Source organism: Haemophilus sp. UMB1048 (assembly GCF_030218125.1).
GTDB lineage: Bacteria > Pseudomonadota > Gammaproteobacteria > Enterobacterales > Pasteurellaceae > Haemophilus_D.
Genome location: NZ_JASOPB010000006.1, coordinates 60454 through 83015, shown reverse-complemented (window position 1 = coordinate 83015; position 22562 = coordinate 60454). Strand labels below are relative to the sequence as shown.

Here is a 22562-nt window from a genome sequence, read left to right as displayed (position 1 = left end):
ATTAGTCGATCTGACGACGACCTAAGAAAGAGTGGGTTAAAGTAGTGCCGTCCACGGTTTCTAATTCCCCACCGACAGGGATCCCGTGAGCAATACGGCTTACTTTAATATTATGTTGATGGCAAATTTCAGCAATATAATTAGCTGTGGCGTCGCCTTCTACCGTTGGGTTCGTGGCTAAAATCACTTCGTGGAAAGATTCTTCTACCAGACGTTTTTGCAATAAATCTAAACCAATTTCTTTTGGACCAATACCATCTAAAGGCGATAAGTGCCCCATTAAGACAAAATAACGTCCAGAAAACTGGCCTGTTTGCTCAATAGCCTGAATATCCGCCGGCATTTCCACCACGCAAAGCAAACCTGAATTTTGACGGCGAGGATTGTTACAAATATTGCACGTTTCCTCTTCGGTAAAATCACGACACTGAGAACAATGCCCAATTTTAGACATCGCTTCCGTTAATGCTCGTGCTAAATTCATCCCTCCGCTACGATTGCGCTGTAAAAGATGATAAGCCATGCGCTGCGCTGATTTCGGGCCAACACCCGGCAAGCAACGAAGGTTTTCAATAAGATGTTCTAAAAGTGGACTGCTTTGCATAATATTTATGATGGGAGAAAATGAATGGTGTGTGAACGTGTAAATTCACACACCCAATGAATTAAAATGGAAGTTTCATTCCAGGAGGTAATGGCATGCCTGCGGTCACAGAAGCCATTTTTTCTTTTTGCAATTCTTCTGCACGACGGACTGCATCGTTGAATGCTGCAGCAATTAAATCTTCCAACATTTCTTTGTCGTCTTCCATTAAAGAAGGATCGATCTCAATACGACGACAGTTATGCGCACCATTAATTGTGATTTTTACTAAACCCGCACCGCTTTCGCCTGTTACTTCTAATTGGGCAATTTCTTCCTGCATTTTTTGCATTTTTTCTTGCATTTGTTGGGCTTGTTTCATCAAGCCGCCTAAACCGCCTTTTCCAAACATTGGATTTTCCTTCTTAAATTAACTAAAACGAGCCGCATTTTAGCGAAAAAATTTGCCTTTGGGAACAGAGAAATTTATTATTCCACACTTCAAAACTTGGTTAAAAATGACCGCTCTTTTATTTAGGAATTGCTAATGGAAACTCGTTATTACTTTATATTTACGGCAGCTATTATTTTGTTACAACTGCTGATTTATATTTTTAATAAAACACTGATTTGGTGGCTGAACAAACCACTCTCCCAAAAGGCAAGACAAACTATCACTTTTACCAGTTTTTTGCTTCCTAATGTCTTAGTTATTTGTCATTTTTTAAAGCTTTTTACGGCATTTCGACTTATTGCTTTAGTGCTCGCGCTGCTTCTTTTTTCAGCCTTTGCGAGTATTGCCGTCGGAGGTATTCATTTTCTTTTCCGAAAATCTAAATCCATCACCAAAATCGACCGCACTTTACGCATTGCTTACCCCGTTTTATTTATTGGCATCATTACTTTAAGTGTGTATAACGCCTATGTTACCCGTGTTATTCATTATGAAATCACGCTAGATAAGCCCATTAAACCATTGCGAATTGGCATGGCAAGCGATCTCCATTTAGGTAAATTATTTGGCGGGAAAGAATTGGATAAACTGGCTGATATTATGCAGCAGGAAAAGGTCGATATCATTTTACTGCCTGGCGATATTATGGACGATAACGTTAATGCCTATTTAGCGGAAAAAATGCAACCTCATTTAGCTAAACTCAAGGCTCCAATGGGCGTTTATGCCACACTTGGCAATCACGATTTATTTGGAGACCAAGAGCGAATTGATCAAGAAATTCGCAAAGCAGGTATCACCGTGTTAAGAGATGAAACATTAACGTTAAATAATGAATTGGTACTAATTGGACGAAATGACAATCTTGCTCACGATAGACCAAATACTGAGCCGTTATTAAAACAAGTGAATACTGACTTACCGATTATTCTCTTAGATCACCGTCCAACGGATATTGAAAAACACGCTTCACTCCCGCTTGATATTCAAGTTTCAGGGCATGCGCATAAAGGGCAAATATTCCCCGCCAGTATAATCACAAAAATGATGTATCGTTTGGATTATGGCTATGAAAAAATTGGCAATCCACATGTTTTTGTCACTTCGGGTTATGGCTTCTGGGGCATTCCAATGCGCTTAGGATCTCAATCAGAAGTAATGATTATTGATGTGAAAGGAAAATAAAAAAGAGCGGTCAAAAATGACCGCTCTTTTATTATCAATGAAATCTTAAGAGCACACCACTTTCACCGCTAAGCCACCTTTCGATGTTTCACGGTATTTAGCATTCATGTCTTTACCTGTTTCATACATGGTTTCGATCACCTTATCTAAGGTTACGCGAGGATTCGTGGTTCGGCGTAATGCCATACGGCTAGCGTTAATCGCTTTCACTGAAGCAATGGCATTACGTTCGATACAAGGTACTTGCACTTGACCACCAACAGGGTCGCAAGTTAAGCCCAGATTATGTTCCATCGCAATTTCAGCTGCAATGCACACTTGTACCGGCGTACCACCTAAGATTTCGGTTAAACCCGCTGCAGCCATTGAGCATGCTACACCCACTTCACCTTGGCAACCAACTTCAGCACCAGAAATAGAGGCGTTCATCTTATAAAGTGAACCAATCATACCTGCAGCCAATAAGTAGCGCTCAATCACATCTTGTGTTAAAGGGCCTACGAATTTTTCGTAATAAGAAAGTACAGCTGGCACAATACCACAAGCACCATTTGTTGGTGCGGTCACGACACGTCCACCTGCAGCATTCTCTTCATTTACCGCGAGGGCAAACATATTCACCCAGTCGATAACATGCATTGGATCATTTGCAAGACGATTACTATTGGCTTGCAAGAGACGATAAAGTGACGGTGCACGACGCACCACTTTTAATGGGCCTGGTAACACGCCTTCTGTATTGACACCATGCTCAATACAATCTTTCATGGTTTTCCAGATATTATGTAAATGTGCTTCAACCTCTTTTTTATCACGTAATGCTAACTCATTTCTCATCATCACCGTAGAAAGCATTAAGCCATTTTCCTGACAATGATTCAAAATGTCTTCAGCATATTGATAAGGATACGGCACGGCCACAGGGTTATCTTCCTCTTGACCAAAATGCGCTTCATCTACGATAAAACCACCACCAATAGAATAATAGGTTTGACGGTAAAGCACATTACGCTCAGCATCTAATGCTGTAATTGTCATGCCGTTTTCATGCAATGATAAAAAGGAATTATGGAATACCATATTGGCATCCCAATCGAAATTAACCGTTTTTTTACCCTGTGCAATCGACAGTTTTTTGGTTTGTTTAACCTGGTCGATAAAGGTTGGGATTAAATCAATGTCTACATCGTGCGGTAGATAACCGGCTAATCCCATGATGATCGCAATATCGGTATTATGACCAAGCCCTGTCATTGAGAGAGAGCCATACACATCCACATGCAAGGTCGCGACCGAATCAAATTTACCTTGTTCGATTAAATCGTCAATAAACTGCTTGCCTGCTTTCATTGGGCCGACAGTGTGGGAGCTGGATGGCCCAACCCCCACTTTAAACATATCAAATACACTAATCATATTATTTCAATCCTAAGCTAAACTAAAAAGCCGCTTATAATAATCCATATACAACTGCAGAGATAGCAATTAATCCCATTACGGTAACAAATACATTGCTGAAACGACCTTGATAGCGTTTCATCGCTGGAACATTGCGGATAGCATACATTGGCATAATGAAAAGGATCATCGCAATAATTGGGCCGCCAAGCGATTCAATTAAGCCTAAAATACTTGGGTTAATAATTGCTACACCCCATAACGTGAGTAAGAAGAATACTGCGGTACCGTAATTTAATTTTTTACGATTTACACTTTCACCTTTCATTTTGAGGTATAAACCTTCTAAACCTTCACGAGCCCCTAAATAATGGCCAAAGAATGAACTCGTAATCGCTAAGAAAGCCACTAATGGTGCAAAATAAGAAATGTATGGATTATCAAATTTGTTCGCAAGATAAGACAAGATACTGATATTTTGTGCTTTTGCCTCTAATAACTCTGCTGGTGTTAAGGTTAATACACAGCTAAACACAAAGAACATCACGAAGAAAAGTAATACAGTTGAAGTGCCTTTTTCTGTATGACCTATGTGATATTCCGTTGTATCAAAATCTTTATATTCACGTTGTTGAGAAAGCGTGAAAGAAGAAATTGCCGGAGAGTGGTTAAAAGAGAATACCAACACTGGAATAGTTAACCACAATGTCGTCACAAAACCACTCGCTGTAGGAAGCTCATAAAGCATTGATGCATTCCATTGAGGAATGAGATAGATTGATAATGCAAAGAGAATCAATACCAATGGATAAACTAATAATTCAGTGATTTTCAACATTACTTTTTCACTGAATAACATTACCGAAATCAATATCGCAATCAATACAAAAGAAAGAATGACACGATTTGGTGAAGCCATGCCTAATTGATTAACGATGAAAGAATCGACGGTATTCGTAATTCCGTTTCCATAAATCAATAAAATTGGGAAGATCGCGAAGAAATATAATAAAGTAATTAATTTTCCTGCTGTTGGACCGAAATGCTCTTCCACCACTTCAGTAATATCACTACCTGGTTTAGATGAAGATAAAACGAAATAAGCCAAACCACGGTGTGCAAAGTACGTCATAGGGCCAACCAAAAGAGCCATAACCACCAATGGCCAAAAGCCCCCCATCCCTGCATTGATTGGTAAAAATAGTACCCCTGCACCCACAGCGGTTCCAAATAAATTTAATACCCAAGCGGTATCAAATTTATTCCATTTTTTATTAGTTGTAGTGCTCATATATTACCCTCTAAAGTTAATCATAAAATTATTTATTTAATGAGTGTTCATTAAGCTAGTGACGGCATTATGATAAGGTTTTAAATTGGGTACAAAGTACAACATAAGAAAATGTGATCTAGCTAACAGTTTTATATAAGCTTTTTACATAAAAATTTATCTAGATCAAAAAAGTGCGGCACACGTTATAATCATTTTTAGGTAAAAGCGTGCAAAACACGCTATATAAACTTAGGCACATTCCACCGAAAATGAAATCACTTCTTTAATACTTTCAGCGCCTAATGCAATCATAATGAGACGATCAACACCTAAAGCTACGCCTGATGTATTCGGAATCCCCGCTTGTAATGCGGCCAGTAAACGATGATCAATTTCACGTTGTGGCAAGCCAGCTTTTTCACGTAGGCGGTTGTCTTGCTCAAAGCGATGTTGCTGTTCACGCGCATCGGTGAGCTCATGGAACCCGTTGGCTAACTCTAAGCCTTTATAATAGAACTCAAAACGTTCTGCCACTCGGCTATCTTCTGGGCTAAGTTGTGCGAGCGCTGCTTGGGAAGAAGGGAAATGATAAACGGCAACAGGTGCCTCTTGTCCGATTTTAGGTTCTACCACTTCACTAAATAAAAATTGTAGTAAAGTATCACGATCTTCATCTTCATCTGCCATAAAGTTGTGCTTGCGCGCTGCCTCTACTAATTCTTGACGAGTCGCTGATAATGGATCTAATCCTACATATTCTTGGAAGACGAATTGATAACTTAAGGTTTCTGCCGGTTTACAATCAAGGATCTGTTGCAGCAAATCATCCACTTCATTCATTAGGCGGTACATATCAAAGTGCGGTCGATACCATTCAAGCATGGTAAATTCTGGATTATGGCGATTGCCCGCTTCTTCATTACGAAACACTTTGCCAATTTGAAAAATCGGTCCACTGCCTGCCGCTAATAAACGTTTCATGTGATATTCCGGGCTGGTAGAAAGCCACAGCGTTTTCGACAGCTCATCAAAAGGCGCGATAAATTCTGTACTAAAAGTTGAAAGGTGAAGATCCGTCACGCCAAATTCACTTAAAACTGGGGTTTCCACTTCTAATAATCCACGTTCAGTAAAGAACTGACGAATATCCGCAATGATTTTGGCTCGCGCCAATAAGTTTTTAATTGAGGCGGAAGGTTGCCATTGTGTTTTTTCATCGCTAAGTGCGGTCATTTTTTTCTCCGTTTTCACCTTTAAAATGAATTAGGCTATTGTAAACAAGACTGATTTTTAACTCAATAATCCGACTAAATCATTCTTAAACGCAAACGGTTATCATCTATAAATATATAAAAAATTAACTTTTTTGAGTTAGATCACACTTTTGATATTTTATCCCTTTATTCGGGAAAAAAAGTTACTAATTTGTAAACAAAAGTGGCAGAATTACCACAAGCCCCCATTAATTTAGGGCGTTTTATTTTTTTACTTTCTATATGATTGGAGGATATCGTGCAAACGGTTAATGTCGATATTGCTATTGTTGGTGCCGGTGGCGGCGGTTTACGTGCAGCAATTGCAGCAGCAGAAGCAAACCCTAACTTAAAGATCGCATTAGTTTCTAAGGTTTATCCTATGCGTAGCCATACGGTTGCAGCAGAAGGTGGTGCGGCCGCAGTAATTAAAGAGGAAGATTCCTACGATAAACACTTCCACGATACCGTTGCCGGTGGTGACTGGTTATGTGAACAAGATGTAGTGGAATACTTTGTTGAACATTCTCCAGTGGAAATGACTCAACTTGAACGTTGGGGCTGTCCTTGGAGCCGTAAGGCAGATGGCGATGTGAACGTGCGTCGTTTCGGTGGGATGAAAATCGAACGTACTTGGTTCGCGGCAGACAAAACCGGTTTCCACTTATTACATACTCTTTTCCAAACATCCATTCAATATCCTCAAATTCAACGTTTTGACGAGCACTTCGTTTTAGATATCTTAGTTGATGATGGCCATGCTCGCGGTATGGTGGCGATGAATATGATGGAAGGCTCACTTGTTCAAATCAACGCAAATGCGGTTGTAATTGCAACTGGTGGTGGCTGTCGTGCATTTAAATTCAACACCAACGGCGGTATCGTAACCGGTGATGGTTTATCAATGGCATATCGTCACGGTGTTCCTCTTCGTGATATGGAATTCGTCCAATACCATCCAACCGGCTTACCGAACACCGGTATCTTGATGACTGAAGGTTGTCGTGGTGAAGGCGGTATCTTAGTGAATAAAAACGGCTACCGTTATTTACAAGATTATGGTCTAGGCCCTGAAACCCCAATCGGCAAACCTGAAAACAAATATATGGAACTGGGTCCGCGTGATAAAGTTTCACAAGCATTCTGGCAAGAATGGAAAAAAGGCAACACCTTAAAAACTGCAAAAGGTGTCGATGTGGTTCACCTTGACTTACGTCACTTAGGGGAAAAATATTTACATGAACGTCTTCCATTCATTTGTGAATTAGCAAGTGCTTATGAAGGTGTAAACCCAGTTAATGAACCAATTCCAGTTCGCCCAGTTGTTCACTACACCATGGGTGGTATTGAAGTGGATTACAACAGTGAAACTCGCATTAAAGGTTTATTTGCTGTGGGTGAATGTGCGTCTTCTGGCTTACATGGTGCAAACCGTTTAGGTTCTAACTCGCTTGCAGAATTAGTGGTTTTAGGTCGTGTTGCAGGTGAATATGCCGCACAACGTGCAGCAGAAGCACAACCAGCAAACCGTGCAGCTGTTGATGCACAAGCTCAAGATGTTGTGGCCCGCCTTGAAGCCCTTTATAACCAAGAAGGTAACGAATCTTGGTCTGAAATCCGTGATGAAATGGGTACCGTAATGGAAGAAGGTTGTGGTATCTACCGTGACCAAGAAAGCATGCAAAAAGCAGTAGATAAAATTGCTGAGCTTAAAGAACGTTATAAACGTATTCGTGTTGCAGACCGTTCAAGCGTATTCAATACCGATGTGCTTTACACCGTAGAATTAGGTTACATCCTTGATGTGGCACAATCTATTGCCAACTCTGCAATTGAACGTAAAGAGTCTCGTGGTGCACACCAACGCTTAGACTACACTGAACGTGATGATGTGAATTATTTAAAACACACCCTTGCTTACTACAATGGCGATGATGCACCGCGTATTGAATACAGTCCGGTGAAAATCACTAAATCTCAACCAGCAAAACGTGTTTATGGTGCTGAAGCAGAAGCGGCAGAAGCGGCTGCGAAAGCTAAGGAGCAAGCAAATGGCTAATTCACCGGTAATGACTGTAGAAGTATTACGCTACAACCCAGAAAACGATCAAGAGCCACATTTAAGCTCTTATCAAGTACCTTATGATAACCAAACCTCTCTTTTAGATGCGTTAGGTTACATTAAAGATAAACTTGAACCGTCTCTTTCTTATCGTTGGTCTTGCCGTATGGCAATCTGCGGTTCTTGTGGAATGATGGTCAATAACAAACCAAAATTGGCTTGTAAAACGTTCTTACGTGATTACAGCGGCCACATGCGTATTGAACCATTAGCAAACTTCCCTATTGAACGCGACTTAGTGGTTGATTTAAGCCACTTTATCGAAAGTTTAGAGGCAATTAAACCTTATATTATTGGTAATGAAGCACCAGCATTAGATGGTAAACCACATCCATCGAAAGAATTGCAAGTAAGCCGTACTAAACAGACTCCGGCACAGCTTGAAAAATATCGTCAATTCTCAATGTGTATCAACTGTGGTTTATGCTATGCCGCTTGTCCGCAATTTGGTTTAAATCCTGAATTTATTGGCCCAGCTGCAATTACAATGGCACACCGTTACAACCTTGATAACCGTGACCATGGTAAAGCACAACGTATGCCATTATTAAATGGTAAAAACGGTGTTTGGAGCTGTACTTTCGTTGGTTATTGTTCTGAGGTATGTCCAAAACATGTGGATCCGGCTTCTGCTATCAACCAAGGCAAAATTGAAAGCGCCAAAGATTATGTTATCTCAATGCTAAAACCAAAAGGCTAAGGGGAAGAATATGTCAGTAACAGTAAGTAAACGTAAAAAATATGTTCGCCCAATGACGGCTACTTGGTGGCAAAAATTGGATTTCTACAAAGCTTATATGGTGCGTGAAGCGACCTCTATCTTTGCTGTATGGTTCTGTATCGTATTGCTTTATGGCGTACTTTGCCTTGCAAGCAATCCTGTTCCAGGTCTAGGCATTATTGATTTCATTAGCTTCTTAAGAAATCCAATTGTGGTGTTCTTAAATATCATCACATTAATTGCGACTTTATATCACACTGCAACTTATTTTGTGATGACACCAAAAGTGATGAACATCATTGTTAAAAATGAGCGTTTACCACATCACGTGTTAAGAAATGCACTTTGGGCAGTTACAGCTGTGATTAGTGTTGTCGCATTAATTTTAGTTTATATGTAGGGAGAGAAAAAATGGTCGAACAAAATCCAAAACGCTCTGGTGAACCACCAGTATGGTTGATGTTTGGTGCTGGCGGGACTGTCAGTGCGATTTTCTTCCCTGTGGTAATCTTAATCCTTGGTTTATTGTTACCATTCGGATTAATTGATCCACATAACTTAATTACATTCGCTTATTCTTGGATCGGAAAATTAATTATTTTAGTTTTAACAATTTTCCCAATGTGGTGTGGCTTACACCGTATCCATCACGCGATGCACGATCTTAAAATCCACGTGCCAGCAGGCGGATTTATCTTCTACGGCCTCGCAACTATTTACACTGTTTGGGTGTTATTTGCCGTATTAGGTTTATAATTTAAAAATACTAAATTGATAAGTAAAAGTGCGGTCAAAAATGACCGCACTTTTTTATTCTCAAAGAATCACTAAAATATTTTCTTAATCCAGAAAAACAAAAAACCCGACATAACGTCGGGTTTTCTTTTATCAAAAACTTTGATAATTATTCTGCAACAACGATAACATCTAATGTTGCAAATACTTCGCCGTGAAGTTGGAAACGAACATCGTGGTCACCAAGAGTACGGATTGGACCATTTGGTAAACGAACTTCGCTTTTCGCAATTTCAACACCAGCTGCAGTTACTGCTTCTGCTACATCACGAGTAGTGATTGCGCCGAATAAACGACCTTCATCACCTGCTTTAGATGCGATAGTGACAGAACCTAACGCAGTCACTTGTGCTGCGCGAGCTTGAGCTGCTGCAAGACTTGCTGCTGCCGCTGCTTCTAACTCTGCACGACGTGCTTCAAAGTGTTCAATGTTAGCTTTAGTTGCCATAACTGCTTTACCTTGTGGGATTAAGAAGTTACGAGCGAAACCAGATTTAACATTAACTTGATCACCTACGTTGCCTAGGTGAACGATTTTATCTAAAAGAATTACTTGCATTTCCTAACTCCTTCTTAATTGTGATGAGAATCAGAGTAAGGTAATAACGCTAAATAACGAGCGCGTTTGATTGCGCGTGCTAATTGGCGTTGGTACTTCGCACGAGTACCGGTAATGCGGCTTGGTACAATTTTGCCGCTTTCAGAAATGTAGTTCTTTAATGTAGCGATATCTTTGTAATCGATTTCAACAACATTTTCCGCTGTGAAACGGCAGAACTTACGACGACGGAAATAACGTGCCATTTGGCTGTCTCCTAATCTATAAATTCGATTTGCTCGGCATGCAATACTAACTGCGTTAAACCATTTGAGGTTTTATGTGAAGTAATAAACCCCACCACAAGAAGTTTACTGCCGACCGTAATGCTTTGAGTTTTTTCTATTAACTGATTGCCACTGACTTGAACTGGCATCTTTAAGCACGCTTGGCGTGATAAACCACTTTCGACTTGTTCGGAACGATGTTCCAGCCAAAACTGGCAATGCGCAATCCCGTTAGGGCTTTTGCTTCGCTTGGGTAATTGACACACTGTGCCGATTAACGAGAAGCGATTATCAAGTTTTGAATTACTCTTCAGCATCCTCAAAATCGTTGTTTTCAACTTCAGCTAAAGGTTTACGTTCTTCTTTAGCCGCTTTCATTGGGGACGCTTCGGTTACGGCGTGCTTAGTATGGATAACAAGACTGCGTAATACAGCATCGTTATAACGGAAAGTCGTTTCTAGCTCGTCGATGACTTGTTGAGGCGCTTCTACATTCATAAGCACATAGTGTGCTTTGTGTAATTTGTTAATTGGGTACGCTAATTGACGACGACCCCAATCTTCTAGGCGATGAACTTGACCACCAGCTTCTTTAACAGAACCTGTGTAACGTTCGATCATACCTGGTACTTGCTCGCTTTGGTCCGGATGAACCATAAACACGATTTCGTAGTGACGCATTACTGCTCCTTACGGGTTAATCAGCCTTTGACGTAGATTAGCCACCAATCTGCAAAGGCAAGGAACGAAAAAATGAACGTGGCTAAGGGCGCTGATTATACAGATTTTTTTCTAGACTTCAAATAATTTGTACGCTTTTCAAACAAAAAAAGCCGATATCAACATATCGGCTTTTCTTTTATTTCTAAATTAACGGCTACGGAAAATGATACGACCTTTGCTCAAGTCGTAAGGTGTCATTTCTACTGTTACTTTATCGCCCGTTAAGATACGAATATAGTTTTTACGCATTTTGCCAGAAATATGTGCAGTCACTACGTGACCATTTTCTAACTCAACGCGGAACATGGTATTTGGTAAGGTTTCCAAAATTGTGCCTTGCATTTCAATGCAATCTTCTTTTGCCATTTTATCCTCTAAAATAATAATTTTTTTGACCGCACTTTTTGCGGGTTATAAATGAAAAACGGGCGGATTATAGCCGTTTTTGGCGTTAGACGAAAGATTAAAATAAAATTGAACAGAAAAAAATCACTTTTTTCACCAATTTGTACGTTGTATCAAGACTTAGGAATGATTTACAAAAGAAATACAGGCTCTATAATAACCGCACTTTTCTTATTAAATAGTACTTATGAATTCAAAAAAACACTTAGGCCATACAGCGCGTAAACGCTTTGGTCAAAACTTTTTACATGATACTTCTGTCATTCAAGGTATCGTGGCGGCGATTTACCCACAACCCAATCAATTCCTAGTGGAAATTGGTCCGGGACTTGGCGCATTAACAGAGCCGGTTGGTGAGCTTGTTGATCATCTGACTGTGGTAGAGCTTGACCGAGACCTTGCAGAACGTTTACGTCATCATCCATTTTTACATCAAAAGCTCACCGTTATTGAAACGGATGCAATGCAATTTGATTTTGGTGAGCTTTATACAAAAGAAAATTTAGCAGAAAAAGGGCAGAAATTACGTGTATTTGGTAACTTACCTTACAACATTTCCACTCCATTAATGTTCCACTTGTTTAAGTATCATGATGTGATTCAAGATATGCACTTCATGCTGCAAAAAGAAGTGGTGAAACGCTTATGTGCAGGACCAAATAGCAAAGCTTACGGACGTTTAACCATTATGGCTCAATACTTCTGCCAAGTGATGCCTGTACTTGAAGTGCCACCTTCTGCATTTAAACCAGCACCGAAAGTGGATTCAGCCGTTGTGCGTTTAATTCCGCATAAAGAATTGCCACACCCAGTGAAAGATTTATATTGGTTGAACCGTGTTTGCTCCCAAGCGTTTAATCAACGTCGAAAAACATTACGCAATGCACTTTCAACACTATTTTCACCTGAAAATCTGACCGCACTTGGTATTGATTTAAATGCACGTGCAGAAAATTTGGCTATCGCAGATTATGCGCGTTTAGCAAACTGGTTAGCGGATAATCCTCCAGCTGATATTAATAAAGATGAAATCTTAGATTCAGAAGAGTAAAAAGAGCGGTCAAAAATGGCAACCTATTTCGTCGGTGATTTGCAAGGCTGTTATGATGAATTACAGCTTTTATTAGAACGTGTAGATTTCAATCCTACGCAAGATAAACTTTATCTTGTGGGGGATCTTGTAGCGCGTGGGGATAAGTCACTTGAATGTCTTCGTTTTGTTAAATCCCTTGGCAATGCAGCACAGACAGTGCTGGGCAATCATGATTTACACTTAATTGCGACCGCACTGGGTATTAAAAAAGTGAAACCTCGTGATCATGTCGATGCTATTTTTAATGCACCCGATTTTGATGAACTGATTCATTGGTTACGCCATCAACCATTACTTGTGCATAATGAAAAGTTAAACTTCCTAATGGCGCATGCAGGCATTTCGCCTGATTGGGATTTGAAAACAGCGAAATCTTGTGCGGCTGAAGTTGAACAGATTTTACAACACGGTGACTTTCATTATCTCATTGAAAATATGTATTCTGAACAGCCTGATCGCTGGTCACCAGATTTGCAGGGCTTAGCGCGTCATCGTTACATTATTAATGCTTTCACTAGAATGCGTTTTTGCTATTTGGACCATCGCTTTGATTTTGCTTGTAAATCCCCTTTAAAAGATGCACCAGCGGAGCTCACGCCTTGGTTTAATTTAGATAATCCACTTTATAAACAAATTCCCATTGTCTTTGGGCATTGGGCAAGTTTAGTCGATGAGCCAACTCCAAAAGGTATCTATGCCTTGGATACCGGTTGTGTATGGAATAATCGAATGACTATGTTGCGCTGGGAAGACAAACAGTTCTTCACACAAAGTGCAGTCAAAAATTACAGTGATTTTTAAGGAAACGCTATGCTCTCGCTTACGGCTGAATCTTGTGAACTGTTCAATATTCCTTTCTATCAATTCGCTCAAATGAAGAAATTCTGTCCGGAAGATATTCCGGCGATTAAAACGGATTACAAATTACATTGGGATAACTGGAAAGCGATTATTCAAGAAGTGGCAAAGCAACTTGGCATGCCTTTTGCGAAACCGCATATTGAAAGTTGGACCAATGGCTGGCAGGTTCGAGCACATTTCTTCGCTTATTTTAAATACGAGTTTAATCAAAATTCTGCGGCAATCTTTTCTGTGCTATTAAATCGTCGCCGACTAAGAGTGTGTTTAGATTGGCATTGCTATCGTGCAGATCGCTCACAAATTAATGTGCAACAATATAATCAGTGGCTTGATCAATTTGATTTCAAACAATTTGCTGATTTTGATATTTGGCGAGAAGATGAAAGCGAATATGATGATTTTCGCCAAGTGAAGGACATTTCTGAAAAAGATCTTCTCTTGCGTTCAGATGAGGATTTTTGGTGCATTGGGAAAAGCATTGAAAAAGCTGAACTTCATAAAATCGATCCCGTTTCATTTATCACAAAAACCATTCAACAGTTACAACCGCTTTACGATCGCTGCCATCAATAAAGTGCGGTCATTTCCATTAAATTTTTTCGTCTTGTTTATTTGTTATGCTATCATTACATTAGTTTAACATTTTTAACAATTTTGCTTTTAGGAGTACTTTATGAAAAACGTCGTGATCGTTGGCGGTGGCGCCGGCGGTATAGAGTTAGCGACATTTTTAGGCGATAAATTAGGTCGCAAAAAACAGGCTAAAGTGACGCTTGTGGATCGCAATGCGACCCACTTGTGGAAACCCTTATTACATGAAATTGCAACGGGCGTGATGGATGATGGCACGGATTCTCTGAGCTATCGTGCACACGGGAAAAACCACCATTTTAGCTTTGAACAAGGTTCGATCACGCGCATCAATCGTGAACAGAAATATGTCGAACTTGCCCCCGTTTATGGGCAAGAAGGCGATATGCTCGTGGTTGCACGTCGTATTCCTTATGATTACTTAGTGATTGCGATCGGTAGTAAATCGAATGATTTCAATACAAAAGGCGTGGCTGATAACTGTATTTTCTTAGACAGCTCTGATCAAGCACTTCGCTTCCAACAAAGAATGTTGGAATTATTCCTTAAATTCTCTGAAAACCGTGTATTAGATGATATTGGTGAAGAAGAATTTAAACAAAAATTAGTGGATGAAAGCAAAGTCAACATTGCGATTGTTGGCGGTGGTGCTACTGGTGTGGAATTAACCGCAGAGCTTTATCATGCGACTGAAGACTTATCTTCTTACGGTTACGGCAAAATCGATAATTCTTGCTTACAAGTCACTTTAGTTGAAGCGGGTCCTCGATTACTGCCTGCTCTACCCGAAAATTTATCTGCAGCGGTATTAGATGAATTGCAAGAAATGGGTGCAAACGTGAAATTAAATACGATGATCACGGAAGCCCAACCAAATACTCTTATCACCAAAGATGGAGAAGAAATCAAAGCTGATCTTATTGTGTGGGCGGCGGGTGTTCGCACCTCAACGGTGACACAGCAATTCGATGGATTAGAGCTTAACCGTATCAATCAATTAGTGGTAAAAGATACCCTTCAAACTACGGTGGATGACAGTATTTTTGCCATTGGTGACTGTGCGGCATTAATGCAACCAAACGGTAAACTAGTCCCACCAAGAGCGCAAGCGGCACACCAAATGGCAAAAGCTTGTGCAAAAAATATCTTTGCACTTTTTGAGCAAAAACCATTAAAAGCATTAAAAGCATTCAAATACAACGATAAAGGAACCTTGGTTTCTCTTTCAAGTTTTACCGCATTGGGGAGCATTTCAAATAAATTTGGGAAAAATCCACTGACTGTTCAAGGTAAATTTGCACAGTTTGCGTATGTGTCTTTATATCGTATGCATCAACATGCTTTGCATGGATGTATTAAGATTGGCTTGATTATTTTAGTGGATAAACTTAACCACTATTTAAAACCAAGATTAAAATTACATTAAGACAAAAAGTGCGGTCAAATTTAACCGCACTTTTTTCATTCCTTAAACTAATTGATTGTTATGCTCATAAGCATAAAGAGTATTAAACATCAGCATGGCAACTGTCATTGGCCCTACTCCACCCGGTACTGGCGTAATATAAGCCGCTTTTTGTATCGCCACATTATATTCCACATCGCCCACTAATTTGCCATTGATACGGTTAATCCCTACATCAATGACTATTACCCCTTCTTTAATCCAATCGCCCGGAATAAAACGAGGTTTACCCACAGCCACCACTAAAACATCCGCCTGACGAATATGATGCTCTAAATCTTTGGTAAAACGGTGCGTTACCGTAACAGTAGCGCCTGCCAGTAATAATTCAAGCGACATCGGGCGTCCTACAATATTTGAAGCTCCAACGATCACGGCATGTTTACCGTGTAAATCAATGCCTGTAGTTTCTAATAATTTCATCACGCCATAAGGGGTGCAAGCACGTAAAGTTGGGATACGTTGGCATAAACGCCCCACATTATAAGGGTGGAAACCATCCACATCTTTTTCAGGGCTAATACGCTCAATCACTGATGTGCTATTAATTTGTTCAGGCAATGGAAGCTGGACGAGAATACCATCAATGGTTTCATCGGCATTTAATTGATCTATCAGCTGTAGTAGTTCCGCTTCTGTCGTAGTTTCAGGTAAATCATAGGATTTTGAAATCATCCCGATTTCCTCACAACTTTTTCGCTTACTGCCCACATAGACTTGAGAAGCGGGGTCCGCCCCCACCAAAATTACAGCCAGCCCTGGCGCACGTTTACCTTGAGCACGATAATGTTCAATTTTACTGGCAACATCAGATTTAATTTTTTTTGATAGTTCAGTACCTGAAATAATTTGGGCGGTCATGCATTTTTCCTCAAGGTGACATTAAGTAAACGTTTGCTATTTTAACTGACTACGCCTTATTTTACAAAGACAACAAAAGAGCGGTTAAAAAAACTGGAATAATTTTGAGCAGTTGAAAGAGGAATCTAAAAAATTAATTGACTGAAAAGAAAAGCTCACTATAATTGTGCTCAATCGTCGGCGAGTAGCGCAGCTTGGTAGCGCAACTGGTTTGGGACCAGTGGGTCGTAGGTTCAAATCCTATCTCGCCGACCACTTCTTTTATATTTCCCTCGAAATTCCATACAAAAGATGTAACCCTTGAAATGCGCCCTTAGCTCAGCTGGATAGAGCAACGCCCTTCTAAGGCGTGGGTCAAAGGTTCGAATCCTTTAGGGCGTGCCATAACTCATCTCAAGCTACCATTATTTTTCTAATTTGCTTTTTAGCGAAAATAATCAATTCAACACATATTTGGTACAAACAAATAGCGTAAATTCTAGATCTCAAAATAAATTAGTTTAAAAGATGATTTTAAATTCAGAAAAGAAAATATTTGAATGGCGGTGAGAGGGGGATTCGAACCCCCGATGCACTTTCGCACATACACGCTTTCCAGGCGTGCTCCTTCAACCACTCGGACATCTCACCGTTTTGAAGTGCGTGAAATATAAAGATTTATCTAAGATTAGTCAAGTTTTTTGAGCTAGAACATAAAAAATCCAGTTCCTTTTAGCTAAAATGTAAACTTATTCCTTTTTATTGTCGTATTTTTATGCAAATCAAATCACTCTTTTCTAAAAATGTGTTTCTGGCTGTAAAACCATTTAGCGCATTGAAAGAATCTTTCCGTGAAGGTTACGGAAAACAAAAATTGATTAAAGATATTATTGCGGGGCTCACTGTTGGAGTCATTGCGATTCCCCTCTCCATGGCCTTAGCGATCGCCAGCGGTGTTCCACCACAACATGGTCTTTATACGGCTATCGTAGCGGGTATTGTGATTGCATTAACTGGTGGATCGCGTTTTAATATTTCTGGACCAACCGCGGCATTTGTCGTGATTTTATATCCCGTCACCCAACAATTTGGACTCAGTGGTTTGCTTATGGCGACGCTGCTCTCGGGGATTATTTTAGTCATCATGGCGCTGTCTCGATTAGGACGACTAATTGAGTATATACCTCTCCCCGTTACACTTGGCTTTACCTGCGGGATTGGCATTACTATCGGTACATTGCAAATCAAAGATTTCTTAGGTTTAGATATTGCCCAAATGCCACCTCACTATATTGAAAAAGTACAGGCTATTTTGACTGCACTTCCAACGATTAGCTGGGCTGATACCGCTGTTGGTGTGGTCACCTTATTTGTTCTCACACAATGGCACAAACTTCGTTTACCTGTACCTGGTCATTTACCTGCTGTGATTATTGGTACACTGATGGCGTTAGCCTTAGGACAATTTGGTTTCTCGGTTGAAACTATTGGTACCGCATTCCACTACACCTTAGCGGATGGCACAACGGGAAATGGCATTCCTAATGTCTTACCTGAATTTGCCTTACCTTGGAATATTCCAAATGCGCAGGGGGAAATCATTAATTGGAATTTTGATCGCATACAGACTCTCTTACCTGCAGCCTTTTCAATGGCCGTATTAGGTGCGATTGAGTCACTACTCTGTGCGGTCATCTTAGATAATATGACTGACACTAAACATCGCTCCAATAATGAACTGCTGGCTCAGGGTTTAGGTAATATTGTTTCGCCATTCTTAGGTGGGATTACCGCAACCGCAGCTATTGCGCGCTCAGCAGCTAATGTGAAATCGGGTGCGGTATCACCAATATCTAGTGTTGTTCATGCACTCTTAGTCTTATTCTCACTGTTATTCTTTGCGAATGCCCTGTCTTACTTGCCACTTTCTTCCATGGCCGCATTGTTGTTAATGGTGGCTTGGCATATGACGAACGTGCCTGAAATTATTCGTTTGGCGCGTCGTTCCACACAAAATGAAATTGCGGTGTTGTTCACTTGCCTAATTCTCACTGTATTATTCGATATGGTGATTGCCATCTCAGTTGGCGTATTATTGGCGAGCCTCTTATTTATTCGCACCATTGCAGAAATGACAAAAGCTATTGAGCAAACTGCACCAGAAGATCTGAATGATGTGTTAGCTTATCGTATCAGTGGCCCATTGTTCTTTGCCGCGGCAGATAAACTCTTTGCGGATTTGCATGATAAAACCGTACATACGGATCACGAGATCAAGCATATTGTATTGCAATGCGATGCCGTGACCGTGCTTGATACTGGGGGCATTCATGCACTCACTCACTTTGTACAACATATGTTGCCACATCAACAAATCTACTTGTGCAATATGCAGTTTCAACCACTGAGAATGTTAGTGAAATCAAACTCTGTTCCTGAATTGCAAAAAATCAACTACGGCTCAGATTTACAAGATGTCTTTAATAAAATTCGTGAGTTTGAACAAGCAAATCCATAAAACAGTGAAAAGCGTGCTAAAATAGGCACGCTTTTTTATCAATAAAAATAAAGGAATTCAGAATGCGTCCAAATAATCGTGAAAATCATCAATCTCGTCCAATTAAAATCACCCGTAATTATACTAAACATGCTGAAGGCTCAGTATTAGTGGAATTTGGTGATACCAAAGTATTATGTACGGCGAGTGTTGATGAAAGTGTACCGCGTTTCTTAAAAGGACAAAATCAAGGTTGGGTGACAGCAGAATATGGCATGTTGCCACGCTCTACACACAGCCGTATGCAACGTGAAGCAGCAAAAGGCAAACAAGGTGGACGCACCATGGAAATTCAACGCTTAATCGCACGTTCATTGCGTGCAATGGTTGACTTAGAAGCCCTTGGCGAACGTTCTATTACCTTAGACTGCGATGTAATTCAGGCGGATGGCGGTACAAGAACTGCTTCTATCACCGGTGCAGCAGTGGCTTTATGTGATGCTATCAATGGTTTAATCGCTAATGGCACATTAAAAACCAACCCAATCAAAGGTCTGGTTGCGGCAATTTCGGTTGGAATTGTTGAAGGTGAAGCTGTATGTGATTTGGAATATGTGGAAGATTCAGCCGCCGAAACAGACATGAACGTTGTGATGATGGAAGATGGCCGCATGATCGAAGTACAAGGTACTGCAGAAGGTGAGCCATTTAGCCACGAAGAATTACTCACCTTATTAGGCTTAGCAAAACAAGGCTGCGAACAAATCTTCGCTGCACAACGTGAAGCATTAGGTTTATAGGAACAAAAAATGGAAAGCTACAAAATCGAATTTATTAAATTCGCGTTGAGTCGCCAAGTGCTCAAATTTGGTGAATTTACCCTAAAATCAGGTCGAAAAAGTCCTTATTTTTTCAATGCTGGATTATTTAGTACTGGCGCAGATCTTGCTCGCTTAGGTGAATACTACGCGAAAGCAATTCAATCAAGTGCGGTCGATTTTGATGTCATTTTTGGACCTGCCTATAAAGGCATTCCGATTGCGACGAGCGTTTCCATTGCACTATTCAATCAATTTAACCGTGATACACCGGTTTGCTTTAACCGCAAAGAAGCCAAAGATCACGGTGAAGGCGGTAATTTGATCGGTAGCCCATTAACCGGCAATGCATTGTTAGTCGATGATGTCATCACTGCTGGCACGGCTATTCGTGAATCCATGGCGCTTCTTGAAGCCAATAATGCCAAATTATCCGCCGTCTTTATTGCATTAAATCGCAAAGAAAAAGGCAAAGGCGAGCTTTCTGCCATTCAGGAAGTGGAACGCGACTACCAGTGCAAAGTGCTTTCCATTATTGATTTCGATGATTTAATGCAATTCATTGAAAATGAAGCCGATTATCAGCAATATTTGCCGGCAATGCGTGCTTATCGTGAAAGTTATGGTGTGTAATTTATCACTTGAAAAATAAGAATAAAGCCATATTAATGTAAGGGCAGACATTTGCGTCTACCCATTATTGTCAAAAGACCTTTTTGACCGCACTTTAGGGGAAGAGAATGTATTTTTTTGGAAAGATTATCGGGGTTATTTTAGGCTTTAAATGGGGTGGCTTTTTCGGTGCCATCGCTGGACTCATTTTAGGCTCAATCGCAGATAAAAAACTTTATGAGATGGGTTCTGTTAACTCCAGCTTTTTTAAGAAAAAAACAACCCGACAAGCGCTTTTCATGCAAACGACTTTTGCGGTACTTGGACATTTGAGTAAATCCAAAGGTCGAGTGACAGAAGAAGATATTCAACTGGCGAATCAGTTGATGAACCAGATGCAATTAGATGAGAGTCATCGCAAACTTGCTCAAGAGGCATTTAGTCGAGGTAAAGCAACCGATTTTCCACTACGTCAGGTGATTCGCGAATTCCGCATTGGATGTGGACAACGAGCTGATTTACTGAGAATGTTCTTGCACGTACAAGTACAGGCCGCATTTGCTGATTCTCAATTACATGACTCAGAAAAAGAAGTCCTTTATGTGGTGGCTGAAGAGCTTGGTCTTTCCCGTATGCAGTTTGAGCAAATGCTGGCAATGGAAATTGCAGCTCGTCAATTTACTCAAGGTGGATTCTATCGCCAATACCAACAAGGCGGTTATCAACAGCAAGGTGGCTACCAATACCAACAACAAGGTAGTTACCAACAATCTTCTGGCCCAACATTAAGTGATGCTTATAAAGTATTGGGCGTGAGTGAAAGTGATGACCGTAATGCCGTAAAACGTGCATATCGTCGTTTAATGAATGAACATCATCCGGATAAATTAGTTGCTAAAGGCTTACCGCCAGAAATGATGGAAATGGCCAAAGAAAAAGCGCAACAAATCCAAGCTGCTTACGATTTAATTTGCAAAGTGAAAGGCTGGAAATAGTGCGTGTTATCCTCGCCCCCATGCAAGGGGTGCTCGATCCTTTCGTTCGCCAGCTTTTAACCGAAGTGAATGAATACGATCTCTGCATCACCGAATTTGTCCGCGTGGTGGATCAACTCTTACCTGAAAAAGTCTTTTATCGTCTTTGCCCTGAACTCAAAAATCAGGGTTTTACACCTTCTAGAACACCTGTTCGAGTCCAACTTTTAGGTCAACATCCGAACTGTCTTGCTGAAAATGCCCATCGCGCCATTGAGCTTGGATCACATGGTATTGATTTAAATTGTGGTTGCCCTTCCAAGACTGTTAACGGGAGTAACGGAGGTGCAGCTCTACTCAAACAACCTGAATTAATTTATCAAGCGACTCTAGCCTTACGAAAAACAGTACCTAGTCATTTACCTGTCAGTGTGAAAGTGCGATTAGGTTGGGATTGTACTTCACAAGCTTTTGAAATTGCCGACGCCGTTCAACAAGGTGGCGCTACTGAAATCACCATTCACGGCAGAACCAAAGCCGATGGGTATCGTGCCGATCGCATCAATTGGGAGAAAATCGGTGAAGTGAGATCTCGCTTAACAATCCCAGTAATTGCTAATGGTGAAATTTGGCGTTGGAAAGATGGTCAAGCATGTTTGAAAGCGACAGGTTGCGAAGATCTAATGGTCGGGCGTGGTGCATTAAATATCCCAAACTTAAGCCTTGTACTTAAACAAAATTGCGAAAAAATGCCTTGGGCAGATATTCAAAAAATCTTACAAAAATATGCAGAAATGGAAAACTTCCATGATTCTGGTTTTTATCATGTTGCCCGCATCAAACAATGGCTACGCTATCTCAATAAAGAATATCCTGAAGCGGATATCGTTTTTGAACGAATTAAAACCAGCAAAACTGCAGAAGATCTGAAAGAAAGACTCTGTCAGGGCTAAAAAAGTGCGGTCGAAATAGACGGTTTTTTTAGCATTTTCTCACTCGTACGATGAGTTCAACACCCAAACAAAACTTGACCAAAATCAAAAAGTTATCATACAGAACCAGTAGAATCGATGA

At 40.5% G+C, this 22562-nt stretch carries 25 protein-coding genes and 3 tRNA genes; 16 read left to right on the top strand and 12 right to left on the bottom strand.

All coding sequences use genetic code 11. The annotated features are described in order from the left end of the window. Nucleotide 1: 1 nt before the first annotated feature. Both recR and QP437_RS06845 read right to left on the bottom strand, forming a co-directional pair. Entirely contained in the window at nucleotides 2-604 is a 603-nt protein-coding gene (gene recR / locus QP437_RS06850) for a recombination mediator RecR (protein ID WP_005696838.1), read from the bottom strand. A 61-nt stretch (nucleotides 605-665) separates the two neighbouring features. After that, nucleotides 666-995 (bottom strand): YbaB/EbfC family nucleoid-associated protein, encoded by a 330-nt coding sequence (locus QP437_RS06845; protein WP_005696839.1) that lies wholly within the window; start codon nucleotides 993-995, stop codon nucleotides 666-668. 135 nt (nucleotides 996-1130) lie between these two features. Here QP437_RS06845 and QP437_RS06840 point away from each other — a divergent pair, with 135 nt between their 5' ends. Further along, nucleotides 1131-2222, top strand: coding sequence for a metallophosphoesterase (locus tag QP437_RS06840; RefSeq protein WP_285267376.1), 1092 nt, complete (start codon nucleotides 1131-1133; stop codon nucleotides 2220-2222). A gap of 45 nt (nucleotides 2223-2267) precedes the next feature. Here the strand turns inward: QP437_RS06840 and QP437_RS06835 are convergent, their stop codons facing one another. The 3 genes from QP437_RS06835 to epmA all read right to left on the bottom strand — a co-directional run bounded on the left by QP437_RS06835 (nucleotide 2268) and on the right by epmA (nucleotide 6126). After that, complete coding sequence (locus QP437_RS06835) at nucleotides 2268-3638, bottom strand: L-serine ammonia-lyase (protein ID WP_285267375.1); 1371 nt, start codon at nucleotides 3636-3638, stop codon at nucleotides 2268-2270. Between the two features lie 34 nt (nucleotides 3639-3672). Beyond that, complete coding sequence (locus tag QP437_RS06830) at nucleotides 3673-4911, bottom strand: HAAAP family serine/threonine permease (RefSeq protein WP_285267374.1); 1239 nt, start codon at nucleotides 4909-4911, stop codon at nucleotides 3673-3675. 231 nt (nucleotides 4912-5142) lie between these two features. Then, nucleotides 5143-6126, bottom strand: coding sequence for an elongation factor P--(R)-beta-lysine ligase (gene epmA / locus QP437_RS06825; RefSeq protein ID WP_265470047.1), 984 nt, complete (start codon nucleotides 6124-6126; stop codon nucleotides 5143-5145). A 279-nt stretch (nucleotides 6127-6405) separates the two neighbouring features. On the opposite strand from epmA, the gene frdA reads away from it, so the two are divergent. From frdA to frdD, 4 genes are read left to right on the top strand one after another with little or no spacing between them, the layout of a single operon-like run. Then, a complete protein-coding gene (frdA, locus tag QP437_RS06820) occupies nucleotides 6406-8205 on the top strand; it encodes a fumarate reductase (quinol) flavoprotein subunit (protein WP_285267373.1) in 1800 nt (599 codons plus the stop codon). After that, complete coding sequence (locus QP437_RS06815) at nucleotides 8198-8968, top strand: succinate dehydrogenase/fumarate reductase iron-sulfur subunit (RefSeq protein ID WP_177989265.1); 771 nt, start codon at nucleotides 8198-8200, stop codon at nucleotides 8966-8968. Before frdA ends, QP437_RS06815 begins: the two co-directional genes overlap by 8 nt. 10 nt (nucleotides 8969-8978) lie before the next feature. Continuing rightward, nucleotides 8979-9389 carry a fumarate reductase subunit FrdC gene (gene frdC, locus QP437_RS06810; protein WP_285267372.1) on the top strand — a complete coding sequence of 137 codons (411 nt, stop codon included), beginning with the start codon at nucleotides 8979-8981 and terminating at the stop codon, nucleotides 9387-9389. Between the two features lie 11 nt (nucleotides 9390-9400). Further along, nucleotides 9401-9745, top strand: a complete 345-nt coding sequence (gene frdD, locus QP437_RS06805) for a fumarate reductase subunit FrdD (RefSeq protein ID WP_197547426.1) — start codon at nucleotides 9401-9403, stop codon at nucleotides 9743-9745. Between the two features lie 148 nt (nucleotides 9746-9893). Here frdD and rplI read toward each other — a convergent pair whose 3' ends face one another. The 5 genes from rplI to infA all read right to left on the bottom strand — a co-directional run bounded on the left by rplI (nucleotide 9894) and on the right by infA (nucleotide 11698). After that, the gene (rplI, locus tag QP437_RS06800) at nucleotides 9894-10343 is read right to left on the bottom strand and encodes a 50S ribosomal protein L9 (protein WP_014064775.1); all 450 of its coding nucleotides are present in this window, start codon (nucleotides 10341-10343) and stop codon (nucleotides 9894-9896) included. Nucleotides 10344-10357: 14 nt separating this feature from the next. After that, nucleotides 10358-10588: a 30S ribosomal protein S18 gene (rpsR, locus tag QP437_RS06795; RefSeq protein WP_005696867.1), complete on the bottom strand. Its 231-nt coding sequence runs from the start codon at nucleotides 10586-10588 to the stop codon at nucleotides 10358-10360. 11 nt (nucleotides 10589-10599) lie between these two features. After that, nucleotides 10600-10926 carry a primosomal replication protein N gene (priB, locus tag QP437_RS06790; protein WP_285267371.1) on the bottom strand — a complete coding sequence of 109 codons (327 nt, stop codon included), beginning with the start codon at nucleotides 10924-10926 and terminating at the stop codon, nucleotides 10600-10602. Beyond that, complete coding sequence (gene rpsF / locus QP437_RS06785) at nucleotides 10913-11290, bottom strand: 30S ribosomal protein S6 (RefSeq protein WP_005627620.1); 378 nt, start codon at nucleotides 11288-11290, stop codon at nucleotides 10913-10915. Before rpsF ends, priB begins: the two co-directional genes overlap by 14 nt. Nucleotides 11291-11479: 189 nt before the next feature. After that, nucleotides 11480-11698 (bottom strand): translation initiation factor IF-1, encoded by a 219-nt coding sequence (gene infA / locus QP437_RS06780; RefSeq protein WP_005627617.1) that lies wholly within the window; start codon nucleotides 11696-11698, stop codon nucleotides 11480-11482. Nucleotides 11699-11924: 226 nt separating this feature from the next. Between infA and rsmA the strand changes: the two genes are divergently transcribed. The 4 genes from rsmA (at nucleotide 11925) to QP437_RS06760 (ending at nucleotide 15708) form a co-directional block, all read left to right on the top strand. Next, nucleotides 11925-12788 (top strand): 16S rRNA (adenine(1518)-N(6)/adenine(1519)-N(6))-dimethyltransferase RsmA, encoded by an 864-nt coding sequence (rsmA, locus tag QP437_RS06775; RefSeq protein ID WP_005630864.1) that lies wholly within the window; start codon nucleotides 11925-11927, stop codon nucleotides 12786-12788. Between the two features lie 15 nt (nucleotides 12789-12803). Further along, complete coding sequence (gene apaH / locus QP437_RS06770) at nucleotides 12804-13631, top strand: bis(5'-nucleosyl)-tetraphosphatase (symmetrical) ApaH (RefSeq protein WP_285267370.1); 828 nt, start codon at nucleotides 12804-12806, stop codon at nucleotides 13629-13631. Between the two features lie 9 nt (nucleotides 13632-13640). Further along, nucleotides 13641-14264 carry a glucose-6-phosphate 1-dehydrogenase family protein gene (locus tag QP437_RS06765; RefSeq protein WP_204713496.1) on the top strand — a complete coding sequence of 208 codons (624 nt, stop codon included), beginning with the start codon at nucleotides 13641-13643 and terminating at the stop codon, nucleotides 14262-14264. 100 nt (nucleotides 14265-14364) lie between these two features. Then, nucleotides 14365-15708: an NAD(P)/FAD-dependent oxidoreductase gene (locus QP437_RS06760; RefSeq protein WP_285267369.1), complete on the top strand. Its 1344-nt coding sequence runs from the start codon at nucleotides 14365-14367 to the stop codon at nucleotides 15706-15708. Between the two features lie 42 nt (nucleotides 15709-15750). Here QP437_RS06760 and folD read toward each other — a convergent pair whose 3' ends face one another. Beyond that, nucleotides 15751-16608: a bifunctional methylenetetrahydrofolate dehydrogenase/methenyltetrahydrofolate cyclohydrolase FolD gene (folD, locus tag QP437_RS06755; RefSeq protein ID WP_285267368.1), complete on the bottom strand. Its 858-nt coding sequence runs from the start codon at nucleotides 16606-16608 to the stop codon at nucleotides 15751-15753. Nucleotides 16609-16786: 178 nt separating this feature from the next. Here folD and QP437_RS06750 point away from each other — a divergent pair. Then, nucleotides 16787-16863: transfer RNA gene (locus QP437_RS06750), tRNA-Pro, on the top strand. A 52-nt stretch (nucleotides 16864-16915) separates the two neighbouring features. Beyond that, nucleotides 16916-16992: transfer RNA gene (locus QP437_RS06745), tRNA-Arg, on the top strand. Between the two features lie 156 nt (nucleotides 16993-17148). On the opposite strand, the gene QP437_RS06740 is transcribed toward QP437_RS06745, so the two are convergent. Next, nucleotides 17149-17238, bottom strand: a tRNA-Ser gene (locus tag QP437_RS06740). A gap of 124 nt (nucleotides 17239-17362) precedes the next feature. Between QP437_RS06740 and dauA the strand changes: the two genes are divergently transcribed. The 5 genes from dauA (at nucleotide 17363) to dusC (ending at nucleotide 22441) form a co-directional block, all read left to right on the top strand. Next, complete coding sequence (dauA, locus tag QP437_RS06735) at nucleotides 17363-19105, top strand: C4-dicarboxylic acid transporter DauA (RefSeq protein ID WP_285267367.1); 1743 nt, start codon at nucleotides 17363-17365, stop codon at nucleotides 19103-19105. A gap of 62 nt (nucleotides 19106-19167) precedes the next feature. After that, entirely contained in the window at nucleotides 19168-19884 is a 717-nt protein-coding gene (gene rph / locus QP437_RS06730) for a ribonuclease PH (RefSeq protein WP_049365314.1), read from the top strand. A 9-nt stretch (nucleotides 19885-19893) separates the two neighbouring features. Next, a complete protein-coding gene (gene pyrE / locus QP437_RS06725; RefSeq protein ID WP_111316049.1) occupies nucleotides 19894-20535 on the top strand; it encodes an orotate phosphoribosyltransferase in 642 nt (213 codons plus the stop codon). A 107-nt stretch (nucleotides 20536-20642) separates the two neighbouring features. Next, entirely contained in the window at nucleotides 20643-21509 is an 867-nt protein-coding gene (gene djlA / locus QP437_RS06720) for a co-chaperone DjlA (protein ID WP_111316050.1), read from the top strand. Next, nucleotides 21509-22441, top strand: coding sequence for a tRNA dihydrouridine(16) synthase DusC (gene dusC / locus QP437_RS06715; RefSeq protein ID WP_285267366.1), 933 nt, complete (start codon nucleotides 21509-21511; stop codon nucleotides 22439-22441). The genes djlA and dusC overlap by 1 nt, the downstream gene beginning before the upstream one ends. The last annotated feature ends 121 nt before the right edge of the window (nucleotides 22442-22562 follow it).

What these genes read in the sequence shown, in the direction of transcription:
- frdD (WP_197547426.1), top strand. Translation starts at nt 9,401, where the DNA reads ATGGTCGAACAAAATCCAAAACGCTCTGGTGAACCACCAGTATGGTTG.
- frdC (WP_285267372.1), top strand. Translation starts at nt 8,979, where the DNA reads ATGTCAGTAACAGTAAGTAAACGTAAAAAATATGTTCGCCCAATGACG.
- QP437_RS06830 (WP_285267374.1), bottom strand. Translation starts at nt 4,911, where the DNA reads ATGAGCACTACAACTAATAAAAAATGGAATAAATTTGATACCGCTTGG.
- QP437_RS06840 (WP_285267376.1), top strand. Translation starts at nt 1,131, where the DNA reads ATGGAAACTCGTTATTACTTTATATTTACGGCAGCTATTATTTTGTTA.
- recR (WP_005696838.1), bottom strand. Translation starts at nt 604, where the DNA reads ATGCAAAGCAGTCCACTTTTAGAACATCTTATTGAAAACCTTCGTTGC.
- rsmA (WP_005630864.1), top strand. Translation starts at nt 11,925, where the DNA reads ATGAATTCAAAAAAACACTTAGGCCATACAGCGCGTAAACGCTTTGGT.
- folD (WP_285267368.1), bottom strand. Translation starts at nt 16,608, where the DNA reads ATGACCGCCCAAATTATTTCAGGTACTGAACTATCAAAAAAAATTAAA.
- priB (WP_285267371.1), bottom strand. Translation starts at nt 10,926, where the DNA reads ATGCTGAAGAGTAATTCAAAACTTGATAATCGCTTCTCGTTAATCGGC.
- rplI (WP_014064775.1), bottom strand. Translation starts at nt 10,343, where the DNA reads ATGCAAGTAATTCTTTTAGATAAAATCGTTCACCTAGGCAACGTAGGT.
- QP437_RS06765 (WP_204713496.1), top strand. Translation starts at nt 13,641, where the DNA reads ATGCTCTCGCTTACGGCTGAATCTTGTGAACTGTTCAATATTCCTTTC.
- apaH (WP_285267370.1), top strand. Translation starts at nt 12,804, where the DNA reads ATGGCAACCTATTTCGTCGGTGATTTGCAAGGCTGTTATGATGAATTA.
- rpsF (WP_005627620.1), bottom strand. Translation starts at nt 11,290, where the DNA reads ATGCGTCACTACGAAATCGTGTTTATGGTTCATCCGGACCAAAGCGAG.
- epmA (WP_265470047.1), bottom strand. Translation starts at nt 6,126, where the DNA reads ATGACCGCACTTAGCGATGAAAAAACACAATGGCAACCTTCCGCCTCA.
- dauA (WP_285267367.1), top strand. Translation starts at nt 17,363, where the DNA reads ATGCAAATCAAATCACTCTTTTCTAAAAATGTGTTTCTGGCTGTAAAA.
- rph (WP_049365314.1), top strand. Translation starts at nt 19,168, where the DNA reads ATGCGTCCAAATAATCGTGAAAATCATCAATCTCGTCCAATTAAAATC.
- QP437_RS06835 (WP_285267375.1), bottom strand. Translation starts at nt 3,638, where the DNA reads ATGATTAGTGTATTTGATATGTTTAAAGTGGGGGTTGGGCCATCCAGC.
- QP437_RS06845 (WP_005696839.1), bottom strand. Translation starts at nt 995, where the DNA reads ATGTTTGGAAAAGGCGGTTTAGGCGGCTTGATGAAACAAGCCCAACAA.
- rpsR (WP_005696867.1), bottom strand. Translation starts at nt 10,588, where the DNA reads ATGGCACGTTATTTCCGTCGTCGTAAGTTCTGCCGTTTCACAGCGGAA.
- djlA (WP_111316050.1), top strand. Translation starts at nt 20,643, where the DNA reads ATGTATTTTTTTGGAAAGATTATCGGGGTTATTTTAGGCTTTAAATGG.
- QP437_RS06815 (WP_177989265.1), top strand. Translation starts at nt 8,198, where the DNA reads ATGGCTAATTCACCGGTAATGACTGTAGAAGTATTACGCTACAACCCA.
- QP437_RS06760 (WP_285267369.1), top strand. Translation starts at nt 14,365, where the DNA reads ATGAAAAACGTCGTGATCGTTGGCGGTGGCGCCGGCGGTATAGAGTTA.
- pyrE (WP_111316049.1), top strand. Translation starts at nt 19,894, where the DNA reads ATGGAAAGCTACAAAATCGAATTTATTAAATTCGCGTTGAGTCGCCAA.
- infA (WP_005627617.1), bottom strand. Translation starts at nt 11,698, where the DNA reads ATGGCAAAAGAAGATTGCATTGAAATGCAAGGCACAATTTTGGAAACC.